Source organism: Kitasatospora purpeofusca (assembly GCF_034043715.1).
In the GTDB taxonomy this organism is placed as follows: Bacteria; Actinomycetota; Actinomycetes; order Streptomycetales; family Streptomycetaceae; genus Kitasatospora; species Kitasatospora purpeofusca_A.
In genome coordinates, this window is the sequence record NZ_JAXCLC010000049.1 from 39,824 (window position 1) to 55,412 (window position 15,589).

The 15,589-nt window shown below is 75.5% G+C and carries 14 protein-coding genes, 2 tRNA genes and 1 riboswitch; of the genes, 5 read left to right on the top strand and 11 right to left on the bottom strand.

Annotation, left to right across the window (positions count from 1 at the left end; all coding sequences use genetic code 11):
* Positions 1-85 precede the first annotated feature (85 nt).
* A tRNA-Ile gene (locus SM793_RS23870) sits at positions 86-159 on the top strand.
* Positions 160-307: 148 nt separating this feature from the next.
* Here SM793_RS23870 and SM793_RS23875 read toward each other — a convergent pair.
* The 3 genes from SM793_RS23875 to SM793_RS23885 form a co-directional block, all read right to left on the bottom strand.
* Positions 308-874 carry a TetR-like C-terminal domain-containing protein gene (locus SM793_RS23875; RefSeq protein WP_320440326.1) on the bottom strand — a complete coding sequence of 189 codons (567 nt, stop codon included), beginning with the start codon at positions 872-874 and terminating at the stop codon, positions 308-310.
* Between the two features lie 100 nt (positions 875-974).
* Entirely contained in the window at positions 975-1,802 is an 828-nt protein-coding gene (locus tag SM793_RS23880) for an alpha/beta hydrolase (RefSeq protein WP_320440327.1), read from the bottom strand.
* Positions 1,803-1,992: 190 nt separating this feature from the next.
* Positions 1,993-2,283 (bottom strand): YiaA/YiaB family inner membrane protein, encoded by a 291-nt coding sequence (locus SM793_RS23885; protein ID WP_320440328.1) that lies wholly within the window; start codon positions 2,281-2,283, stop codon positions 1,993-1,995.
* 245 nt (positions 2,284-2,528) lie between these two features.
* Positions 2,529-2,699, top strand: a riboswitch (cyclic di-AMP (ydaO/yuaA leader).
* A gap of 12 nt (positions 2,700-2,711) precedes the next feature.
* Here SM793_RS23885 and SM793_RS23890 point away from each other — a divergent pair.
* Positions 2,712-3,581 carry a M23 family metallopeptidase gene (locus SM793_RS23890; RefSeq protein WP_320440329.1) on the top strand — a complete coding sequence of 290 codons (870 nt, stop codon included), beginning with the start codon at positions 2,712-2,714 and terminating at the stop codon, positions 3,579-3,581.
* A gap of 70 nt (positions 3,582-3,651) precedes the next feature.
* Here the strand turns inward: SM793_RS23890 and SM793_RS23895 are convergent, their stop codons facing one another.
* Positions 3,652-4,623, bottom strand: coding sequence for a hypothetical protein (locus tag SM793_RS23895; RefSeq protein ID WP_320440330.1), 972 nt, complete (start codon positions 4,621-4,623; stop codon positions 3,652-3,654).
* Positions 4,624-4,666: 43 nt separating this feature from the next.
* Here SM793_RS23895 and SM793_RS23900 point away from each other — a divergent pair, with 43 nt between their 5' ends.
* The 3 genes from SM793_RS23900 to SM793_RS23910 all read left to right on the top strand — a co-directional run bounded on the left by SM793_RS23900 (position 4,667) and on the right by SM793_RS23910 (position 7,022).
* Entirely contained in the window at positions 4,667-5,251 is a 585-nt protein-coding gene (locus tag SM793_RS23900; protein WP_320440331.1) for a GNAT family protein, read from the top strand.
* 125 nt (positions 5,252-5,376) lie between these two features.
* Positions 5,377-6,129, top strand: a complete 753-nt coding sequence (locus tag SM793_RS23905; RefSeq protein WP_320440332.1) for a sensor domain-containing protein — start codon at positions 5,377-5,379, stop codon at positions 6,127-6,129.
* A gap of 116 nt (positions 6,130-6,245) precedes the next feature.
* Positions 6,246-7,022, top strand: coding sequence for a hypothetical protein (locus SM793_RS23910; RefSeq protein WP_320440333.1), 777 nt, complete (start codon positions 6,246-6,248; stop codon positions 7,020-7,022).
* 15 nt (positions 7,023-7,037) lie between these two features.
* On the opposite strand, the gene SM793_RS23915 is transcribed toward SM793_RS23910, so the two are convergent.
* The 7 genes from SM793_RS23915 to SM793_RS23945 all read right to left on the bottom strand — a co-directional run bounded on the left by SM793_RS23915 (position 7,038) and on the right by SM793_RS23945 (position 15,279).
* Positions 7,038-8,219, bottom strand: a complete 1,182-nt coding sequence (locus SM793_RS23915; RefSeq protein ID WP_320440334.1) for a hypothetical protein — start codon at positions 8,217-8,219, stop codon at positions 7,038-7,040.
* A 625-nt stretch (positions 8,220-8,844) separates the two neighbouring features.
* The gene (locus SM793_RS23920) at positions 8,845-9,642 is read right to left on the bottom strand and encodes a hypothetical protein (RefSeq protein WP_320440335.1); all 798 of its coding nucleotides are present in this window, start codon (positions 9,640-9,642) and stop codon (positions 8,845-8,847) included.
* Between the two features lie 202 nt (positions 9,643-9,844).
* Positions 9,845-9,918, bottom strand: a tRNA-Met gene (locus SM793_RS23925).
* Positions 9,919-9,968: 50 nt separating this feature from the next.
* Positions 9,969-11,405: a PrsW family intramembrane metalloprotease gene (locus SM793_RS23930; RefSeq protein WP_320440336.1), complete on the bottom strand. Its 1,437-nt coding sequence runs from the start codon at positions 11,403-11,405 to the stop codon at positions 9,969-9,971.
* Between the two features lie 126 nt (positions 11,406-11,531).
* Positions 11,532-12,362 carry a tRNA (guanosine(46)-N7)-methyltransferase TrmB gene (gene trmB / locus SM793_RS23935; RefSeq protein WP_320440337.1) on the bottom strand — a complete coding sequence of 277 codons (831 nt, stop codon included), beginning with the start codon at positions 12,360-12,362 and terminating at the stop codon, positions 11,532-11,534.
* Between the two features lie 112 nt (positions 12,363-12,474).
* Positions 12,475-13,713, bottom strand: coding sequence for an L-2-hydroxyglutarate oxidase (gene lhgO, locus SM793_RS23940; protein ID WP_320440338.1), 1,239 nt, complete (start codon positions 13,711-13,713; stop codon positions 12,475-12,477).
* Positions 13,714-13,851: 138 nt separating this feature from the next.
* Entirely contained in the window at positions 13,852-15,279 is a 1,428-nt protein-coding gene (locus SM793_RS23945; RefSeq protein ID WP_320440339.1) for an MFS transporter, read from the bottom strand.
* Positions 15,280-15,589 lie beyond the last annotated feature (310 nt).

Below are 15,589 nucleotides of genomic sequence, written 5' to 3' on the forward strand. Positions count from 1 at the left end.
CGCCTGATGTGTGTGAGTCCCCGCGGGGTCCGGTACCCTTCTCCGTACGACATGCCGCCCCCGCGGTGGCGGGTCGTGACGGCGCGGGGCTATAGCTCAGACGGTTAGAGCGCTTCCCTGATAAGGAAGAGGCCACAGGTTCAAGTCCTGTTAGCCCCACACCAGTCCGAAGGGCCCGGAGCAGCACGCTCCGGGCCCTTCGGCGTTCCCGCCGCCCCGCGCCCTCCCGCTCGTCGGGCCCTGCCGCTGCCGCCCCGCCGCTGTCGCTCCCTCCGAGCCCCGCCGCCCCGTCCGTGTCCGTCCGGGCTCAGCGGGGCCAGCCGCGCAGCCCGGCGGTCAGTACGGTGATCATCCGCTCCTGGGTCTCCCCGAGGTTCACGGCGAGCTGGAAGGCGCCGGCCGTCGACAGCGCGGCGAAGCCGTGGGCCAGCGAGCGGAAGGTGCGGGCCGCGTGGATCGCCTCGGAGCCCTCCAGCCCGTACCCGCGGAGCACCGCGACGATCACCCCGACCAGCCGGGCGGCCGCGGTCGCCAGGTCGTCCTCCGGCCGCGGGGCCTGCGGCAGCGCGGCGTACCGGTACGGGTGCTCGGTGGCGTACGCGTGGTAGGCCCGCAGGACGGCGGCGACCGCCTCGTCCCCGCTCCGGCCGAGCGCCGCCCCGGCGAGCCGGTCGGCCAGCTCCTCGGTGACCCGGACGGCGATCAGCCGGCGCAGTTCGGCCAGTCCGCCGCTGACGTGCTTGTAGAGCGAGGGGGTGGCGACCTTGGCGCGGGCGGCGACGGCGGCCAGGGTGAGGGCCTCGGGCCCCTGCTCGTCGATGAGGGCGAGCGCGTGGTCCACGACCTGCTCGGGCGTGAGTCCGACTCGGGGCATCGTGGGTCTCCTGGGGGGTGTGGCGGATCGGCGGGCGGGGGAGCGGCGGCCGGGCGAGCGGCGGGTGCCGGGCGGGACGGCGCGGACGGCGCGCGCGGCGTCAGGCCAGCTCGGCGAGGAAGCCCAGCAGGGCGTCCGCGGTGGCCTCCGGGTGGTCGGCCATCGGGTAGTGCCCGGCGCCCTCGACCATCACCTTGCGCGCCCCGAGCGCGGCGGCCTGCCGGTCGGCGACCAGCTCCGGGTCGCCGAAGTCGGGGTCCTTGGAGCCCATCACCACCAGCGCCGGGCAGCGCACGGCCGAGGTCCAGCCGACGGGCGAGGAGTCCCCGCGCACATAGCCGCGGGTGGCGGCCCGCCGGCCCGGGGTGCGCAGCGCGGAGACCAGTCCGGCCACGTACTCCTCGTGGTCGGCGGGCTTGGGGCCGGGGAAGGCGGCCTTGCGCAGGTAGAGCCCCCAGAACCCGGGCGAGCGCACCAGCAGCGCGCCCATCGCGCGGACCATCGCCCGCTGCAGGGCGGTGGGCGGCACGTTCTCGACGAAGGCGTCCAGCAGGACGATCCCGGCGACCCGGCCGGGGGCGTCCGCGGCGGCCCTGACCACGCTGGCGCCGGTGTAGGAGCTGCCCGCCAGCACGGCCCGGTCGATGCCCAGGTGGTCCAGCAGGGCGAGGACGTCGCCGGCGATCGCGGCGGGGGAGTAGTCCTCCCAGAGGATCGAGGACTCGCCGAAGCCGCGCAGGTCCATGGTGATCACCCGGCGGCCGGCGGCGGTCAGCAGCGGGCGCAGGTGCCGGTACGCGGCCCGGCTGTCGAGCATCCCGGGGAGCAGGACGACGGGGGCGCCCTCGCCGTGCCCGGTGTCGTCGAAGGCGATCCGGCCACCGGGGAGGTCGAGGTAGCGGGTGGCGGGGGCGATGGTGCCGTTCATGGGTGCCTCCTCGGGGCGGGTCGTCGGCGAGTGCCGATAGCCATAAAGCTAAGGCTAATAGCCTTAGCCGTCAAGCCCTCCCGAGCGACCCGCCATGACGACCGCCATGACCGACCGCCATGACCGACGCGCCGTGCCCCGACGCGCCGTGCCCCGACGCGCCATGGCCGACGCGCCGTGCCCGGGCCGGTCAGACCCCCTCCACCCGGAACGGATCGTGCTCGGTCAGCAGCTTGTCCAGCCGGGCCTGGTCGACCCGGCCGACGAGGTCGGTGGTCTCCTGCCGGTCCCGGACCACCTTGGCCAGGGTGAACGCGGAGGTGACCGTCCAGAGCAGCCCGACGGCGAGGAAGGCCCTGGTCCACGGTTCGACCGGGAGGTAGGCGATCCCGGCGCCGAGGGCGGTGCCGGAGAGGGCGAAGGACAGGACGGCCTGGATGTAGTAGGCGGCCGTGGTGCGTGACTGCATCGGTGCGCTCATGGCGCCCAGAATGGCCGCGCGGCTCCGGCCGCACATGAGTAGTCGTACTCAGATGGGAGGCCGTTCGTTGACGTCCTCTCACGTTCGGTAGTGTCAGTTGTCATCAAACGTCACAAAACGCCCATCCGGCCCCGTAGCGTCCGGTCCGTGTCCGGTCGTCACCCACGGATGGCTTGGAATCGGGAGACTCTCGGATTAACGTTTGATAACGCAGCGCGGTCCGCAACGCCGTACCCAGACGGCACCGTGCGCCGTCGCCTAATCCCGCCGGCCGGCCTTCGGGCAGGCCAGGGAGCCGGGGAACCACGTTCCTCTGGGGTGAATCGGCCGGGCCAGGGCACCGCCCAGGCTCAGCCGTAGGAGACCTTCCTGCTCCGAACCCGTCAGCTAACCCGGTAGGCGCGAAGGAAGGAAAGGAGCGCGCCTCCGTGGCGTCGACGCACACCCAGGCACACCCGGCCGGGTCCTCCACCGGCACCCAGCTGCTCGACCATCCGGGCCCGTTCGCCGGCCACGGCCCCTACGGCGGCCCCGCCGACGAGAGCGCCCCGCCGGCCGCCGACACCAGCCGGCACCGGATGCCCCGTCAGACCCGCGGCACGGCGCCGCTGCTCGGCGTCACCGCCGTCGCCGCCACCCTGGGCGCGACCGGCTTCGCCTCCGCCACCCCGGCCGCCGCGCCCGCCGTGGAGACCCCCGACGAGACCCCGGTCGCGCTCTCCGCCGACCCCGGCCTCGCGCTCGCCGCCCGGATCCAGCAGCAGGCCGACAGCCAGCGCACCGCGGCCGAGGAGACCGCCCGGGTCCAGGCCGCCCAGGAGGCCGAGGCCAAGCGCGCCGCCCAGGTCGCCCAGCAGGAGCAGGCCAGGCGCACCGCCGAGGAGGCCGAGAAGGCCAAGCTCGCGGCCATCAAGCTGCCGGTGCGCGACTACCGGCTCTCCGCCCACTACGGCCAGAGCGCGCGTTACTGGGCCCACCTGCACACCGGCCTCGACTTCGCGGCCGACCAGGGCGAAGCCGTCTACGCGGTCGGCCAGGGCACCATCACCTCGGCCGGCTGGGCCGGCGCCTACGGCTACCGGATCGTCGAGACCCTGCCCGACGGCACCGAGATCTGGTACTGCCACCTCTCCTCGATCATCAAGGGCTCCGGCAAGGTCCTGCCCGGCCAGCAGATCGGCAAGGTCGGCGCGACCGGCAACGTCACCGGCGCCCACCTGCACGTCGAGGTCCGCCCCGGCGGCGGCGCCCCGGTCGACCCGGAGACCTGGTTCGAGCAGCGCGGCGTCAGCCCCTGACCCCGCCTCCCCCCGAGCAGGACGAGGGACCCCGGCCGCACCGGCCGGGGTCCCTCGCCGTCCTCCGCGCCTACTCCGGCGCCCGCTCGTCCCCGTCCGCCCACTCGTTCCCGTCCGCCGGTGCGTCCCCGTCCGCCGGTACGTGATCGTCCGCCGGTACGTCGCCGTCCGCGGCCTCCAGCCCGGCCAGATAGGTCTCGATCTCCGCCGGCCCCGGCTCCGGCGCCAGCTCCGGGAACTCCGTCACCAGCAGCTCCGGCAGCCCCGGCACCGTCCAGCTGCCGGCCAGCTCCAGCGCCGCCAGCGCCGCCGCCTCCTCGAACGCCCCGAAGTCCCCGGCCAGCTCCTCCGGCATCGGCCGGCCCAGCGCCGTCAGCTCGGCCAGGTTCCGGTAGCTGCGCCGCATCAGCCCCTGCTCCAGCAGCCGCCGCGCGCCGTCCGTGGCCATCCCGACCGCCAGCATCCGGCCGCCGGCCTCCCAGCCCCCGTCGTCCACCGGGTCCAGCACGCCGTCCGCCTCCAGCGCCGCGAACGCCGCCGACCGCTCCTCCTCCGGCAGCTCCCGGAACCCCTCCAGCCAGGTCCGTACCGCCTCCCTGTCCGCGGTGTCCACCCCGGCCGCGCGCAGCAGCAGCGTGTACAGCCGGGGCCAGGTCACCAGGTCCGCCCGGCGCAGCAGCCCGGCCGCCACCTCGCCCTGCCACTCGGCCTCCGCGTGCAGCCGCTCCTGCCGCTTGGCGTTCAGCCGCTTCGCCGCCCGCCGGTGGTCGATGAGCAGCCGCACCGCCGCGCCGTACGCCAGCGGGTCCTGCTCCGGCTCCGGCTGGACGTACAGGTACAGGCGCTCGTACAGCAGGTGCTCCACCGCGGCGGAGGTGAGTTCGGGCCAGCCGTCGTGCATCCTGCCCTCGCCCAGCTCCAACAGCGCCAGCACCGCTCGCAGCGGGCCCTCGGCGACCGGCTCGCGGCCCTCCGCCTCCGCCCATGCGAGCAGCTCGGCGGCCTTGGTGCGCGGGGCGAGCCGCAGGTCTTCGTCTTCCATAACCACGAACCGTAACCGCTGGTCGCGGGTAGGGTCGGGAGCCATGGTCCCCGTCCGACTCACCGGCCCCCGGCTTGCCGTTCGCGAGTTCCACCACACCCCCGAGGACGTGGCCGCCCTGCACGCCGTGTTCGGCGACCCGGAGGCCACCCGCTACCTCCCGTTCGCCCCGCGCGACCTGGACACCTGCGCCGACCAGGTCGCCCAGTTCGTCGAGGAGGCCGAGAAGGAGCACCGAGAGGTCTACCGGCTCGCCGTCACCCGCCGTGCCGACGCCGACGACCCGGCCCGCGCCGACCCGATCGGCACCGCCGCGCTCGGCCTCGTCCCCTACGGCGCCGCCACGATCGGCTACGCGCTGCGCCGCGACCTGTGGGGTTCCGGCTACGCGGGCGAGCTGGTCGCCCTGCTGCGCGACTTCGCCTTCGGCCCGCTCGGCGTGCACCGGCTGGAGGCCCGGGTGGACGTCGACAACGCCGCCTCGATCCGGGTGCTGGAGCGGGCGGGGTTCCGGCTGGAGGGGCGGGTCCGGCACGACTACCGGGGCCCGGACGGCTGGCGCGACGCCCAGCAGTACGCCCTGCTCGCCGACGACCCGCCGGCCGGGGGCGCCGGGCAGGGGGGATAACCCCACCCCGGGTTCGCCGGGGAACCGGATGTCCGGCGGACGGGCGCTCTGACAGGCTTCAGAGGTCGGCAGGAGACGCCCGACGAGCCCGAACCAGGACCGACCCGAGGGACCGTGACCCGGCCATGAGCACCCACACCATGCAGCGCAGCGAGTACGAGGCGTACGACGGCCGCACCGGGTACGCCAAGGACGACACCGACGACCGCCGGTCCGGCGCCGCCCACCGCACCGAGGAGCCGCCGTACGCCTGGCGGGCCCCGTTCAGCTCCTACTTCTACCGCGAGGTCGGTTACGCGCTGACCGGTCTGCCGGTGGCGATCGTCGGCTTCGTCACCGCCGTGACGCTGTTCTCCCTGGGCCTCGGCACCTTCGTGACGGTGCTCGGCCTGCCGGTCCTGGCCGGTCTGACCACCGTGGCCCGGGGCCTCGGCCGGCTGGAGCGGGCCCGGGTCCGCGGCCTGCTGGCCCTGGACGTTCCCGGTCCGGCGCCGGTCCGGCCCCGGCCCGGCTTCTGGGGCGGCATCACCGCCCGGCTGACGGACGCGGCCGGCTGGAAGGCCGTGCTGTACCAGGTGGTGATGTTCCCGTGGGCGATCCTCAGCATGACGCTGTCGCTGGTCTTCCTCTGCGTCGGCTGGACGCTCGCGCTCTACCCCGTCTACCACTGGGTGTTCCCGCGCTGGACGGACTGGCCCGGCTACCGGCTCTTCGACTACACCAACGGCTCCGGCCACCACGTCTACTACATCGAGTCGCCGCTGCAGATCGCGGGCGTCTGCCTGGTCGGCCTGCTGTTCGTCTTCGTCACCCCGCAGCTGGTGCGCGGTCTGACCAACGTCAGCCGCCTCGCCGCCCGCGGCCTGCTCGGCCGCTGAACCGCCGACCCGCTGAACCGGTCCCACTGCCCGTCCCCGCCCCGTCCACGGCCGGCCGATCCTCGGCCGGCCGTCTGCGGATGCGGCCCCCGCCGCTCCGTGTTCGGATGGCCGCGATGGCCGACCGAACCTCCCCCGCCCCGGCCGCCGCCCTGGTGACCTCCCGTCCACTGGACGAGTACTGCGGCCTCTTCGGCCTCACCCGGGCCGCGCTCGCCGCCCTCCGGGGCCCGCTGCTCGACTGCCCCGGCGGCGCCGCCGCCCTGGCCGCCGAGGCCCGTCCGCTCGGCTGCCGGGTCATCGCCACCGACCCGGTGTACGCCCGGCCCCCCGAGGAGATCGCCGCCCGCGCGCTGGCCGCCCGGGCGGCCATGGCCGCCGCGATGGACGCCCGTCCCGAGCTCTACCCGTCCTGCCGCCACCGCCCGCCCGAGCGCTACCTGCGCAGCTGGGACCGGGCCCGCCGGCTCTTCGCGGCCGACCGCGTGGCCCACCCCGGGCAGTACGTCGCCGCCGCGCTGCCCCGGCTCCCGTTCGCGGACGGCACCTTCGCCCTCACCCTCAGCGGCTACCTGGTGTTCGCCTATCCCGCGCTCTTCGGGCCCGAGCGGCAACTGGCCGCGCTGACCGAGCTGGTCCGGGTCACCGCGCCCGCCGGCGAGGTCCGGGTCCATCCGCTGTTCGACGGCACGGGCCGCCGGGCCGACCACCTCGACCCCGTCCGGCACCTGCTCGGCGAGCGCCGGATCGCCAGCGAGATCCGGATCCTCCCGCCGGCCACCGAGGGCGGCCGCCCCCGCCGGATGCTCGTGCTGCGCCGGGCGGACCACCGGGAGCGCTGCCCCCGTTCCACCCCCGCGCCGCCCACCGCGGGGCGTCGTCCGCGCCGGTGACCACCGGGCCCGTGGCTATCCGGCGCCCGGCCCCGGAGCACCGGCACCAGTACCAGCACCGGCACCAGCACCGGCACCGGCGTCGGTGCCGACCCCGGGCGAGGCCGGTGCGCCCGTGCCGACCGTCGGCCCGCCCTGCTGCTGCGGCAGGAACACCACCGGCTCCAGCCGCGAGAGGATCTTCTCCGCCAGCCAGCTGCGGTCCGAGCCGTAGGGGATCCCGTCCGGCGCCATCAGCCGGCCCGCCACCGCCTCCCGCAGCCGCTGGGTCTCCTCGGCCGGCAGCCGGGACAGCAGCCCGCGCGCCGCCAGCAGCGCGTGGTACTGCTCGAACCCGGAGCGCGGGTGCTCGATCGCCTCCAGCACGCTCGGCAGGTCGCCCAGCGCCGGATCGCCCTGCATCAGCGCCAGCGCCTGGACCCGCCGCCCCTCCGAGCCGTCCGCGAACAGGTCCCGCACCTGCGCGGCCGTCAGAGCCGAACGCCGGGCCGTCGACCGGACCTCGGCCACCAGCCCCTCCGACCCGCCCGCGGGGTCGGCCGGCAGCATCGACCCGGGCAGGTCGCCAGGCTTGCCGGTGCTGGTGCCCACCAGGCCCAGGCGCTGCATCGCCCGCATCCGCAGGTCGTCCGCGCCGACCCGGTCGCCCTTGCGGTCCCGGTCCTGTCCGGCCAGGAAGAGGTCCAGCGCCCGGTCCGCGTCCGAGAGCACCCGGGGCAGCGTCAGCCGGGTCAGCAGCCAGCCGGTCAGGAAGCCGAGCAGCACGAAGTAGAGGACGAGCGCGGCGGCGAACGGCGAGGCGTCCGCGCCCCCGCCCAGGACCGGGGCGAGGGTCGAGCCGAGCCGGTCGAGCCGTTCGCCGATCGAGCCGAGCTGGGTCAGGCCCACGCCCAGCAGCACCTTGGTGAGCCAGTCCGAGACCTGTTCGAGATTGGTGTTGGGCACGTAGGAGCCGTGCGGTTCGGCGCCCGCCGCGCCGCCGCGCACCCGGGGCACCCCGAACAGGAACCCCAGCGCCCCGCCGACCAGGGCCGCCGCGCAGGCCACCACCAGTCCGCCGCCCAGCGCCTGCCACGGGTGCGGCCGGCCCAGCGCGAACAGCGCCAGCCCCAGCAGGCCCACCCCCGGCAGCGCTCCCGCCGCCGCCCGTCGAGCCGTCCGCCCCGCCGCCGTACCGCCGGTCCGCCGTGTCGCCATCGCCCACACCCCCAGTGCCCGCACCCCGCCCCTGCGGAGCGCGCGCCGACTCTAGGCCGTCTCTTTCGGATCACGCCAGGCGGTCGCCGCCGGAGCACATACGCCCCCAGCCTTCGGCCGGGAGGTACCCCCTCGCCGGCTTGTCGTCGGTCGCCGATGGCCCCCGGCCTTCGGCCGGGAGGTGCCCCCACCGCATGGACTCCGTCCTCCGCACCGCCGATGCACGCACTCCAACGCCGCCCGCTGATCCGACGTGATCCGAAAGAGACGACCTGGGCGCCGGCTCCTTGCCGGGGCCAGCCGACTCGTAGCCGGGATGCCCCCCGGGCGGTCGTGGAAACCCGCCCGGGAACGCAGACGGCCCGCGGGCTGCTCCTCGGGGCCGGACCCGCGAGGGGCCGGGCGCCGAGGCACCGTGGATGTACCGGTGAGCCCGCGGGCCGGGTGACTGCTGGGAATTCGCCTGCCGGGGACCATGGGCCCCACCCTGCGCAGGCAAGGGCGGCTCTAGCGAGCAGCCACCTCACACATCCTGATGGAACTCAACTCAGGATCACCTCCTTTCAGTGTGCCGCCACTGTAGGCAGCGTCCCGGAGGGAGGGCAACGGATTTATCGCCGTCGGATCAGGCGGCCTGCACCTTGTCCTTGAACAGCGAGTAGTCGATCACCTGATCGGCCGGCGGGGCCTGGACGGTCAGCGCCTTGTCGATGTCGGTGAAGTCCATCTGGCCGCCGCCCTTGCCGCTCTTCTCGATCCGCAGCGGGTACGGCTTGCCCTCGGTGGCCACGTGCAGGGTGGCCTCGCCGCCGGAGCTGTCCTTCGACTTGACGCTGAAGGTCTTCGCGCCGTTGACGGTGCCGGCCGAGCCCTTGGTGATGTTGGTGGCCTTGCTCTCGTCACCGGTGCCGAAGGTCTTGGTGAGTTCCTTCAGGTTGCAGGCGGTGGTGATTTCCTTCATGTCCGGGTCGTCCTGCGCGCCGCCGATCCAGCGGCCCTTGAGGAGTTCGACGGCCTGGGGGTTCTTCCCCTCGGTGACGCTGGTCAGGAACGCCGCGTCGGGCTTCAGGTAGACCTGCTTGCCGTCGCCGAGGAGCTCGAACTTGCCGGCCCCCGGCAGGGTCAGGGTGCCCTTGCACTGGCCCTTGGTGTCCACCGCCAGGTCCACGGCGATCTCGTCGGTGTCCTTGTTGACGTTGCCCACGACCTTGACCGAGGTGGCGCCGGCCAGGGCGTCCTTGGCCTGCTTCTGGATCTCCTCGGCAGTGAGCTTCTCGGTGTCCAGCCCCGGCGCGGCGGCGGCCTTGCCGGCGGCAGCGGGCTTGTCGGCGGCGGCGGGCTTGTCGTTGTCGCCGCAGGCGGTCGCCCCGGCCACGAGCAGCAGGCCGATCGCGGTGGTGCTGGCAAGGCGCTTCGACAGCATGAGTGTGTGTCCTAACTCGGCGCGACGGTCCGCGTCCAAAGGAGTCGTCTTTTCACTCAGTATGATCGTCGACCTCGGCGGGTCGATCTTGACCCGGGGTGCTGTTACCGCTCCGTGGCAGGACCGTGGCGCGGAGCGGACGCCCGCCGGGGAACGACGAAGGCCCGGAGGACGGATCCTCCGGGCCTTCGTTGCTACTGAGTAGCGGGGACAGGATTTGAACCTGCGACCTCTGGGTTATGAGCCCAGCGAGCTACCGAGCTGCTCCACCCCGCGTCGGTGAACCCAACAATACGGGGAGATCGCCCGGATGGGAAATCCGTTCCTCACGGGCCCCCGGCCGGCCCCCCGAGCCACCCTTCGAGCCGGGCGGCGAACCGCCGTCCGAGGCGGGCGGCGGTCCGCACGCCGGCCCGGGCCCGCGGCGCCGGCGGCCCGGCCCGCCCGGGGTGCCGGGCGGCCCGTGATCGGGCCCAGGCGGAGAAGCAGACCAGCGCCGCGAAGCAGGGCACCATCAGCACCGCGTACACCAGCAGGAAGCCGTGGGTGCCGAGGTCGGCGGCGGCGTTCCAGGTCCCGTGCAGGGTCATCGCCAGGACCAGCCCGGTCGGCGCCGCCAGCCGGGCCAGCAGGCGGCGCCCGGTGGTGAGGGTGACCGCCAGGCCGAGCCCGGTCAGCGCGGTGAACAGCGGATGGGCGAACGGCGAGAGCAGCCCGCGCAGGACGAAGGTCTGCACGGTGCTGTCGAAGTCCCGCAGGCTGGGCGACTCGCCGAGGCCGATGCTGTCCAGCCGCTGCTGCTGGTCGTCGGTGAACGCCCGCCCCAGGTAGAGCGCGTTCTCGGTGAAGGCGAAGCCGCAGGCGGTGATCCCGCCGAGGACCACCCCGGCCGCCAGGGTGCGCGGCCGGGACCGGGCCCGCCGGTGGCCGGTGGGCGACGGCCGCCCACCGGCCACCAGGGCGGGTGCGGCCGGTGCGGCCGGCGGGTGCGGCAGCGGGCGCGGGTAGGGGCGCAGCCGCAGCCGGCCGCGCGCGTGCGGCCCGGTGAGCCGGCGCTCGTACCCGCGCGGCTGCCGGGGGCCCGGCAGCCGGTGCGGCACGTCGGCGCGGGGGCGGCCGCCGGGCCCGGCCGCGCAGCGCGGCCGCCGGCCGATCGGCAGCAGCAGGACGAGCAGGGCGGCGCCCTTGGCGCTCTCCTCGATCACCGGGGTGATCAGGTCGGCGGCCAGTGCCTCGCCGAGGCTGCCCTGGTGGGCGCTCAGGTAGGTGCTGGTCCAGCCGTTGGCGAGGATGGCCACGGTGGTGGCGGCGCAGGCGCCCCAGCCGAGGCAGAACACGGTGTGCCGCAGCGGCACCCGGGCGGTCCGGTTGAGCCAGGCGAGCCCGCCGAGCACGAAGGGCAGCGGGACCGTCGCCAGCCCGAGGCCGACCAGCAGTCCGGCGGTGCCGGTCTGGCGGCGGACCAGCTGGAGGATCAGCACCCCGCAGCCGGCCAGGGCCAGTACGGCCGTCGCGGTGACCGCGGAGAAGGCGGCCGGGCGCAGTGGGCGGCGGCTGCCGGGGGCCGGTCCGGGCGCCGTCGGGCCGTCCGGGCGCGTGCCGGGGTCCTGCGGGTCGGTGCGGCCCGGCCGGGGCACGAGCCGCTGGGCCCGGCGCCCCCGCGGCCCCGGGATGGTCCGGGTGTCGGCGGTGGGCGTGGGCGTCTCTCGGTCGTCGGCGGCCCGCACGGTGAGGTGGTACCCATCGCCGGACGGGGTGCTCACCCGGCACAGGGTAGGCCAAGCCGCCGGGCGGCCGGGCGGAGTCGGGGGGAACCGTCCGCCCCGGACGCGCCCGCCGGCGGTGTCGGGGCCCGCGCGGGCGCGCCGGGTCGAACGCCCGGCGCGGCGTCAGCGCCGGCGGAACAGCAGGTCGTGCACCACGTGGCCCTTGGCGATGCCGGCCCGTTCGAACTTGGTGACCGGCCGCCAGTCCGGTCGCGGCGCGTAACCCGGGACGGAGCCGTCCGGGTGGTCCGCCGGTTCCGTCCAGCCGGTGCCGTCACCCTCGGGGTGGAGGTTCTCCAGCTCCGGGGAGGCGGACAGCACGGCGAGCATCTGCTCGGCGTAGGGCTCCCAGTCGGTGGCGCAGTGCACCAGCGCGCCGGGTGCCAGCCGGGGGAGGACCAGCTCCAGGAAGGACGGCTGGACCAGCCGCCGCTTGTGGTGCTTCGGCTTGGGCCACGGGTCGGCGAAGTAGACCCGCAGACCGGCCAGCGAGGCGTCCTGGAGCATGTCGCGCAGCAGGATCACGGCGTCACCGGCGGCGGGCCGGACGTTGGTGCTGCCGTCGCGTTCCAGCAGTCCGAGCAGGTTGCCGTGGCCGGGGGTGTGGACGTCGGCGGCCAGGATGCCCATGGCGGGGTCGGCGGCGGCCATCGCGGCGGTGGTCTCGCCCATGCCGAAGCCGATCTCCAGGGTGACCGGCAGGCCGTCGAAGAGCGCGGGCAGGTCGAGCGGGGTGCCGTCGATCGCGATGCCGTAGGTCTCCCAGCTCCGGTCCAGCGCGCCCGCCTGGGCGTTGGTCATCCGGCCCCGGCGCGGCTGGAAGCTGCGGATGCGCCGCTCGCTGTGCTGGGCCTCGGTGGCCTTGTGCGGGTACATCGGCGCCGGGTAGGCGGCGGGGGCCGCGGAGAGCCGGGCGGAGGGCGAGGGCTGGGGGATCGGGGCGGTGGCAGTCACAATCAACCGAGTCTACGGGGCCGCCGGGCGGGGGCCGAGGGCGCTGTGACGGGCCCCGCGTCCGCCACCGCGACCGGCCGCGCCCGCTCTCACCGCCCGCCCGCGCCCGCTCTCACCGCCCGCCCGCCTCCAGCGCGGCGAGCGCCCGGCGGGCCACCTCCCGGCCGATCGGCAGCGAGGCCGTCGCCGCCGGGGAGGGCGCGTTCAGCACGTGTACCAGGCGGCGGGTGGAGCGCGGGTCGTCGGGGTCGAACCCGGCGAAGGCGAAGTCGTCCAGCAGCGAGCCGTCCCGGGCGACCGCCTGGGCGCGCACCCCGGCGGTGGCGCGGACCAGGTCGGCCGGGGCGACGGCCGGCAGCAGTCGTTGGACGGCCGAGGTGAACGCCCGCTTGGACAGCGAGCGGTGCAACTCGCCCACCTCGTAGCGCCAGTGCCGGCGGGCGATCCGCCAGGTGCCGGGGAAGGCCGCGGTGCCGGCCAGGTCGCGGGCGCGGACGGTGCGCCAGTCGTAGCCCTCGCGGGCCAGCGCGGGCACCGCGTTCGGGCCGACGTGCACGTCGCCGTGCACGCCCCGGGTCAGATGGACGCCCAGGAACGGGAACGCCGGGTCGGGCACGGGGTAGACCAGTCCGCGGACCAGGTCCCGGCGCTCCTTGACCAGTTCGTAGTACTCGCCGCGGAAGGGCACGATCCGCAGGTCCGGGTCGTCGCCCGCCAGCCGGGCGATCCGGTCGCTGTGCAGGCCGGCGCAGTTCACCAGGACCTGGCAGCGGAGCTCCCCGGCCGAGGTCTGCACGGTGACGCCGTCGGCCCGTCGGGCGACCGCGCGCAGCTCGGTGCCGGTGCGGATCTCCGCCCCGGCCTCGCGGGCGAGGCGCGCGTAGGCGGCGGCGACGGCGGGGAAGTCGCAGATGCCGGTGCTCCCGATGTGCAGGCCGGCGACACCGGTGACCTGCGGCTCGTACTCGGCGATGCCCCGGCGGTCCAGTTCGGTGACCGGGATGCCGTTGGCCCGGCCGCGCTCGGCCAGGGTGCGCAGCCGGTCGAGTTCGGCCGGTCCGGTGGCGACGATCAGCTTGCCGGTGATCTCGTGCGGGATGCCGTGGGCGCGGCAGAACTCCACCATCTCGGCGGCGCCGGCCACCGCGTACCTGGCCTTGAGCGAACCCGGCCGGTAGTAGACGCCGCTGTGGATCACCCCGCTGTTGCGGCCGGTCTGGTGGGCGGCCAGGCCGGGTTCCTTCTCGAGCACGGTGAGCCGGAGTCCGGGGCGGGCCCCGGTCAGCGCGTGGGCCGTGGCCAGCCCGACGATCCCGCCCCCCACCACCAGCACGTCGACGTCGTACCGCACGGCCCGCTCCTCGCCTCGTCCGACCGCCCCCGTCCGTCCGCGATGCTGCCACGGCGGCGGGGGCCGGTCGAGGGGGCCCGGGGGCGTTTCGGCCGGGCCCGGGCGGCACCCGCGCAAGGTCCCGCGGGGCGCCGCCGGTCAGGCCGGGGCGACGATCACCGCGCGGGCGCGTTCGGTGAGGTCGCGGACCCGGCGCTCGCCCTGGAAGGGCTCCAGCCGGCGCAGCATCTCCACCACGTACTCGCGGCTGCGCTGGGAGGAGATCCGCCCGGCCACGTCGACGGCGCGCTCGCCGGCCGCGACCGCCGCGTCCAGGTTGCCCGCCTCGGCCTCGGCCATCGCGGAGACCACCAGCCGCAGGCCGTGGGAGCGCACGAACCCCTCGGTGGGGCGGGCCAGCGCCTCGCGGGTGAACTGGCGGACCTTGGCGGGCACCCCGAGGTCGCGGAAGCACTCGGCGGCGTCCGCGGCGAGCCGGTCGTAGGCGTAGAAGTCGATCCACGCCGGATCGGGATCCCCGGCGCGCGCCCGCTCGAGCGCGCTCTCCGCCGCCCCGAGCGCCGTCGCGCACGCTGCCGCGTTCCGGGCCTTGGCCTGGGCCCGGGCCTCGACCAGGTGGAAGAAGCTCATCGTCCGGGCGGTGGCCAGGCCCCGGTTGCGCTCCAGCGCGGCCTGGGCGAGGTCCACGGCCTCCTCGGCGAAGCCCCGGTAGCCGGCCTGCAGGCTCATCGAGGCCAGCACATAGCCCCCGAGCGGGACGTCCGCGGCGGCCCGGGCGAGCCGCAGGGCCTGGATGTAGTAGCGCTGGGCGGCCTCGTGCTGGCCGGTGTCGAAGGCCATCCACCCGGCCAGCCGGGTGAGTTCGGCCGTCGCGCCGAACAGCGCCCGGCCCACCGCGTCGCTGTACGAGGCGAGCAGCAGCGGCGCCGCCTCGACCCGCAGGCACTCCGGCACCATCGACGAACGCCAGTCCCCGCCGCCGTACTTGGAGTCCCAGCGGCGGGCCTCCTGGGCGGCCTCGCGGAGTTTGGCGGCGTCCGAGTGGCCGACCCGGTACGAGCCCGACTCGGCCGGGGCGCGCGGCGGTTCACGCGCCACCGAGCCGTCGGCGGGGTTGATCAGCCAGCGCGAGACCGGGGTCGCGTACGCGGCGACCGAGAAGGTGCCGGCCAGGCTGTCGCTCCAGCGCCCGCCGCCGGGGCCGCGGCGCAGGTCGAGGTCGACCCGCCAGAGGTCGGTGGCGGACCGGACCGCGTCGGGGACCTCGCGCGGGAAGGCCAGGCCGAGTTCGGGCGCCGGGTCGGTGTCGCCGAGGCCGATCTCCTCCAGCGGGACGGGCCGGCCGAGCTTGCCGCCGATCGCGGTGGCGATCAGGTGCGGCACGGGGCCCTGCGGCACCATGCCCTTGCTGACCCAGCGGGCCACCGAGGTCTTGTCGTAGCGGAGCGTCAACCCGCGTTGGGCGCCGAGGTCGTTGACCCGGCGGGCCAGACCCGCGTTGCTGATCTGCGCCAGGGTCAGGAGCGTGCCGAGCCGTTCGTTCGGTCCTCGTGGGCTGACGGTCATGGTGGCGGCGGCACCTCCTGCGGCCTTGTGCGCGGGGCCCGGGCGGCACCGGGCCGAAGCTGCTGTACCTAGAGTAGTCGGACGCGTTCCGAGGGTTAAGAGGCCGCATTCCGGATGGCGGGATCGCGCGCCCGGCGCCGGACGGCGGGCGGGTCGCGAAGTTGGCCAGGACCGCCGGGATCCGGCCGCCCGGCGGTCTCCCGGCCGCGCGCCGGAGCGTCGTGCTCCGGTCCCGTGTCGATGTGCGCCCGGCCGTGCCCCCTGGCCCGACCGGCTGGTCGGCGATTCGCTGGTGGTCGTGGGTCGGCCC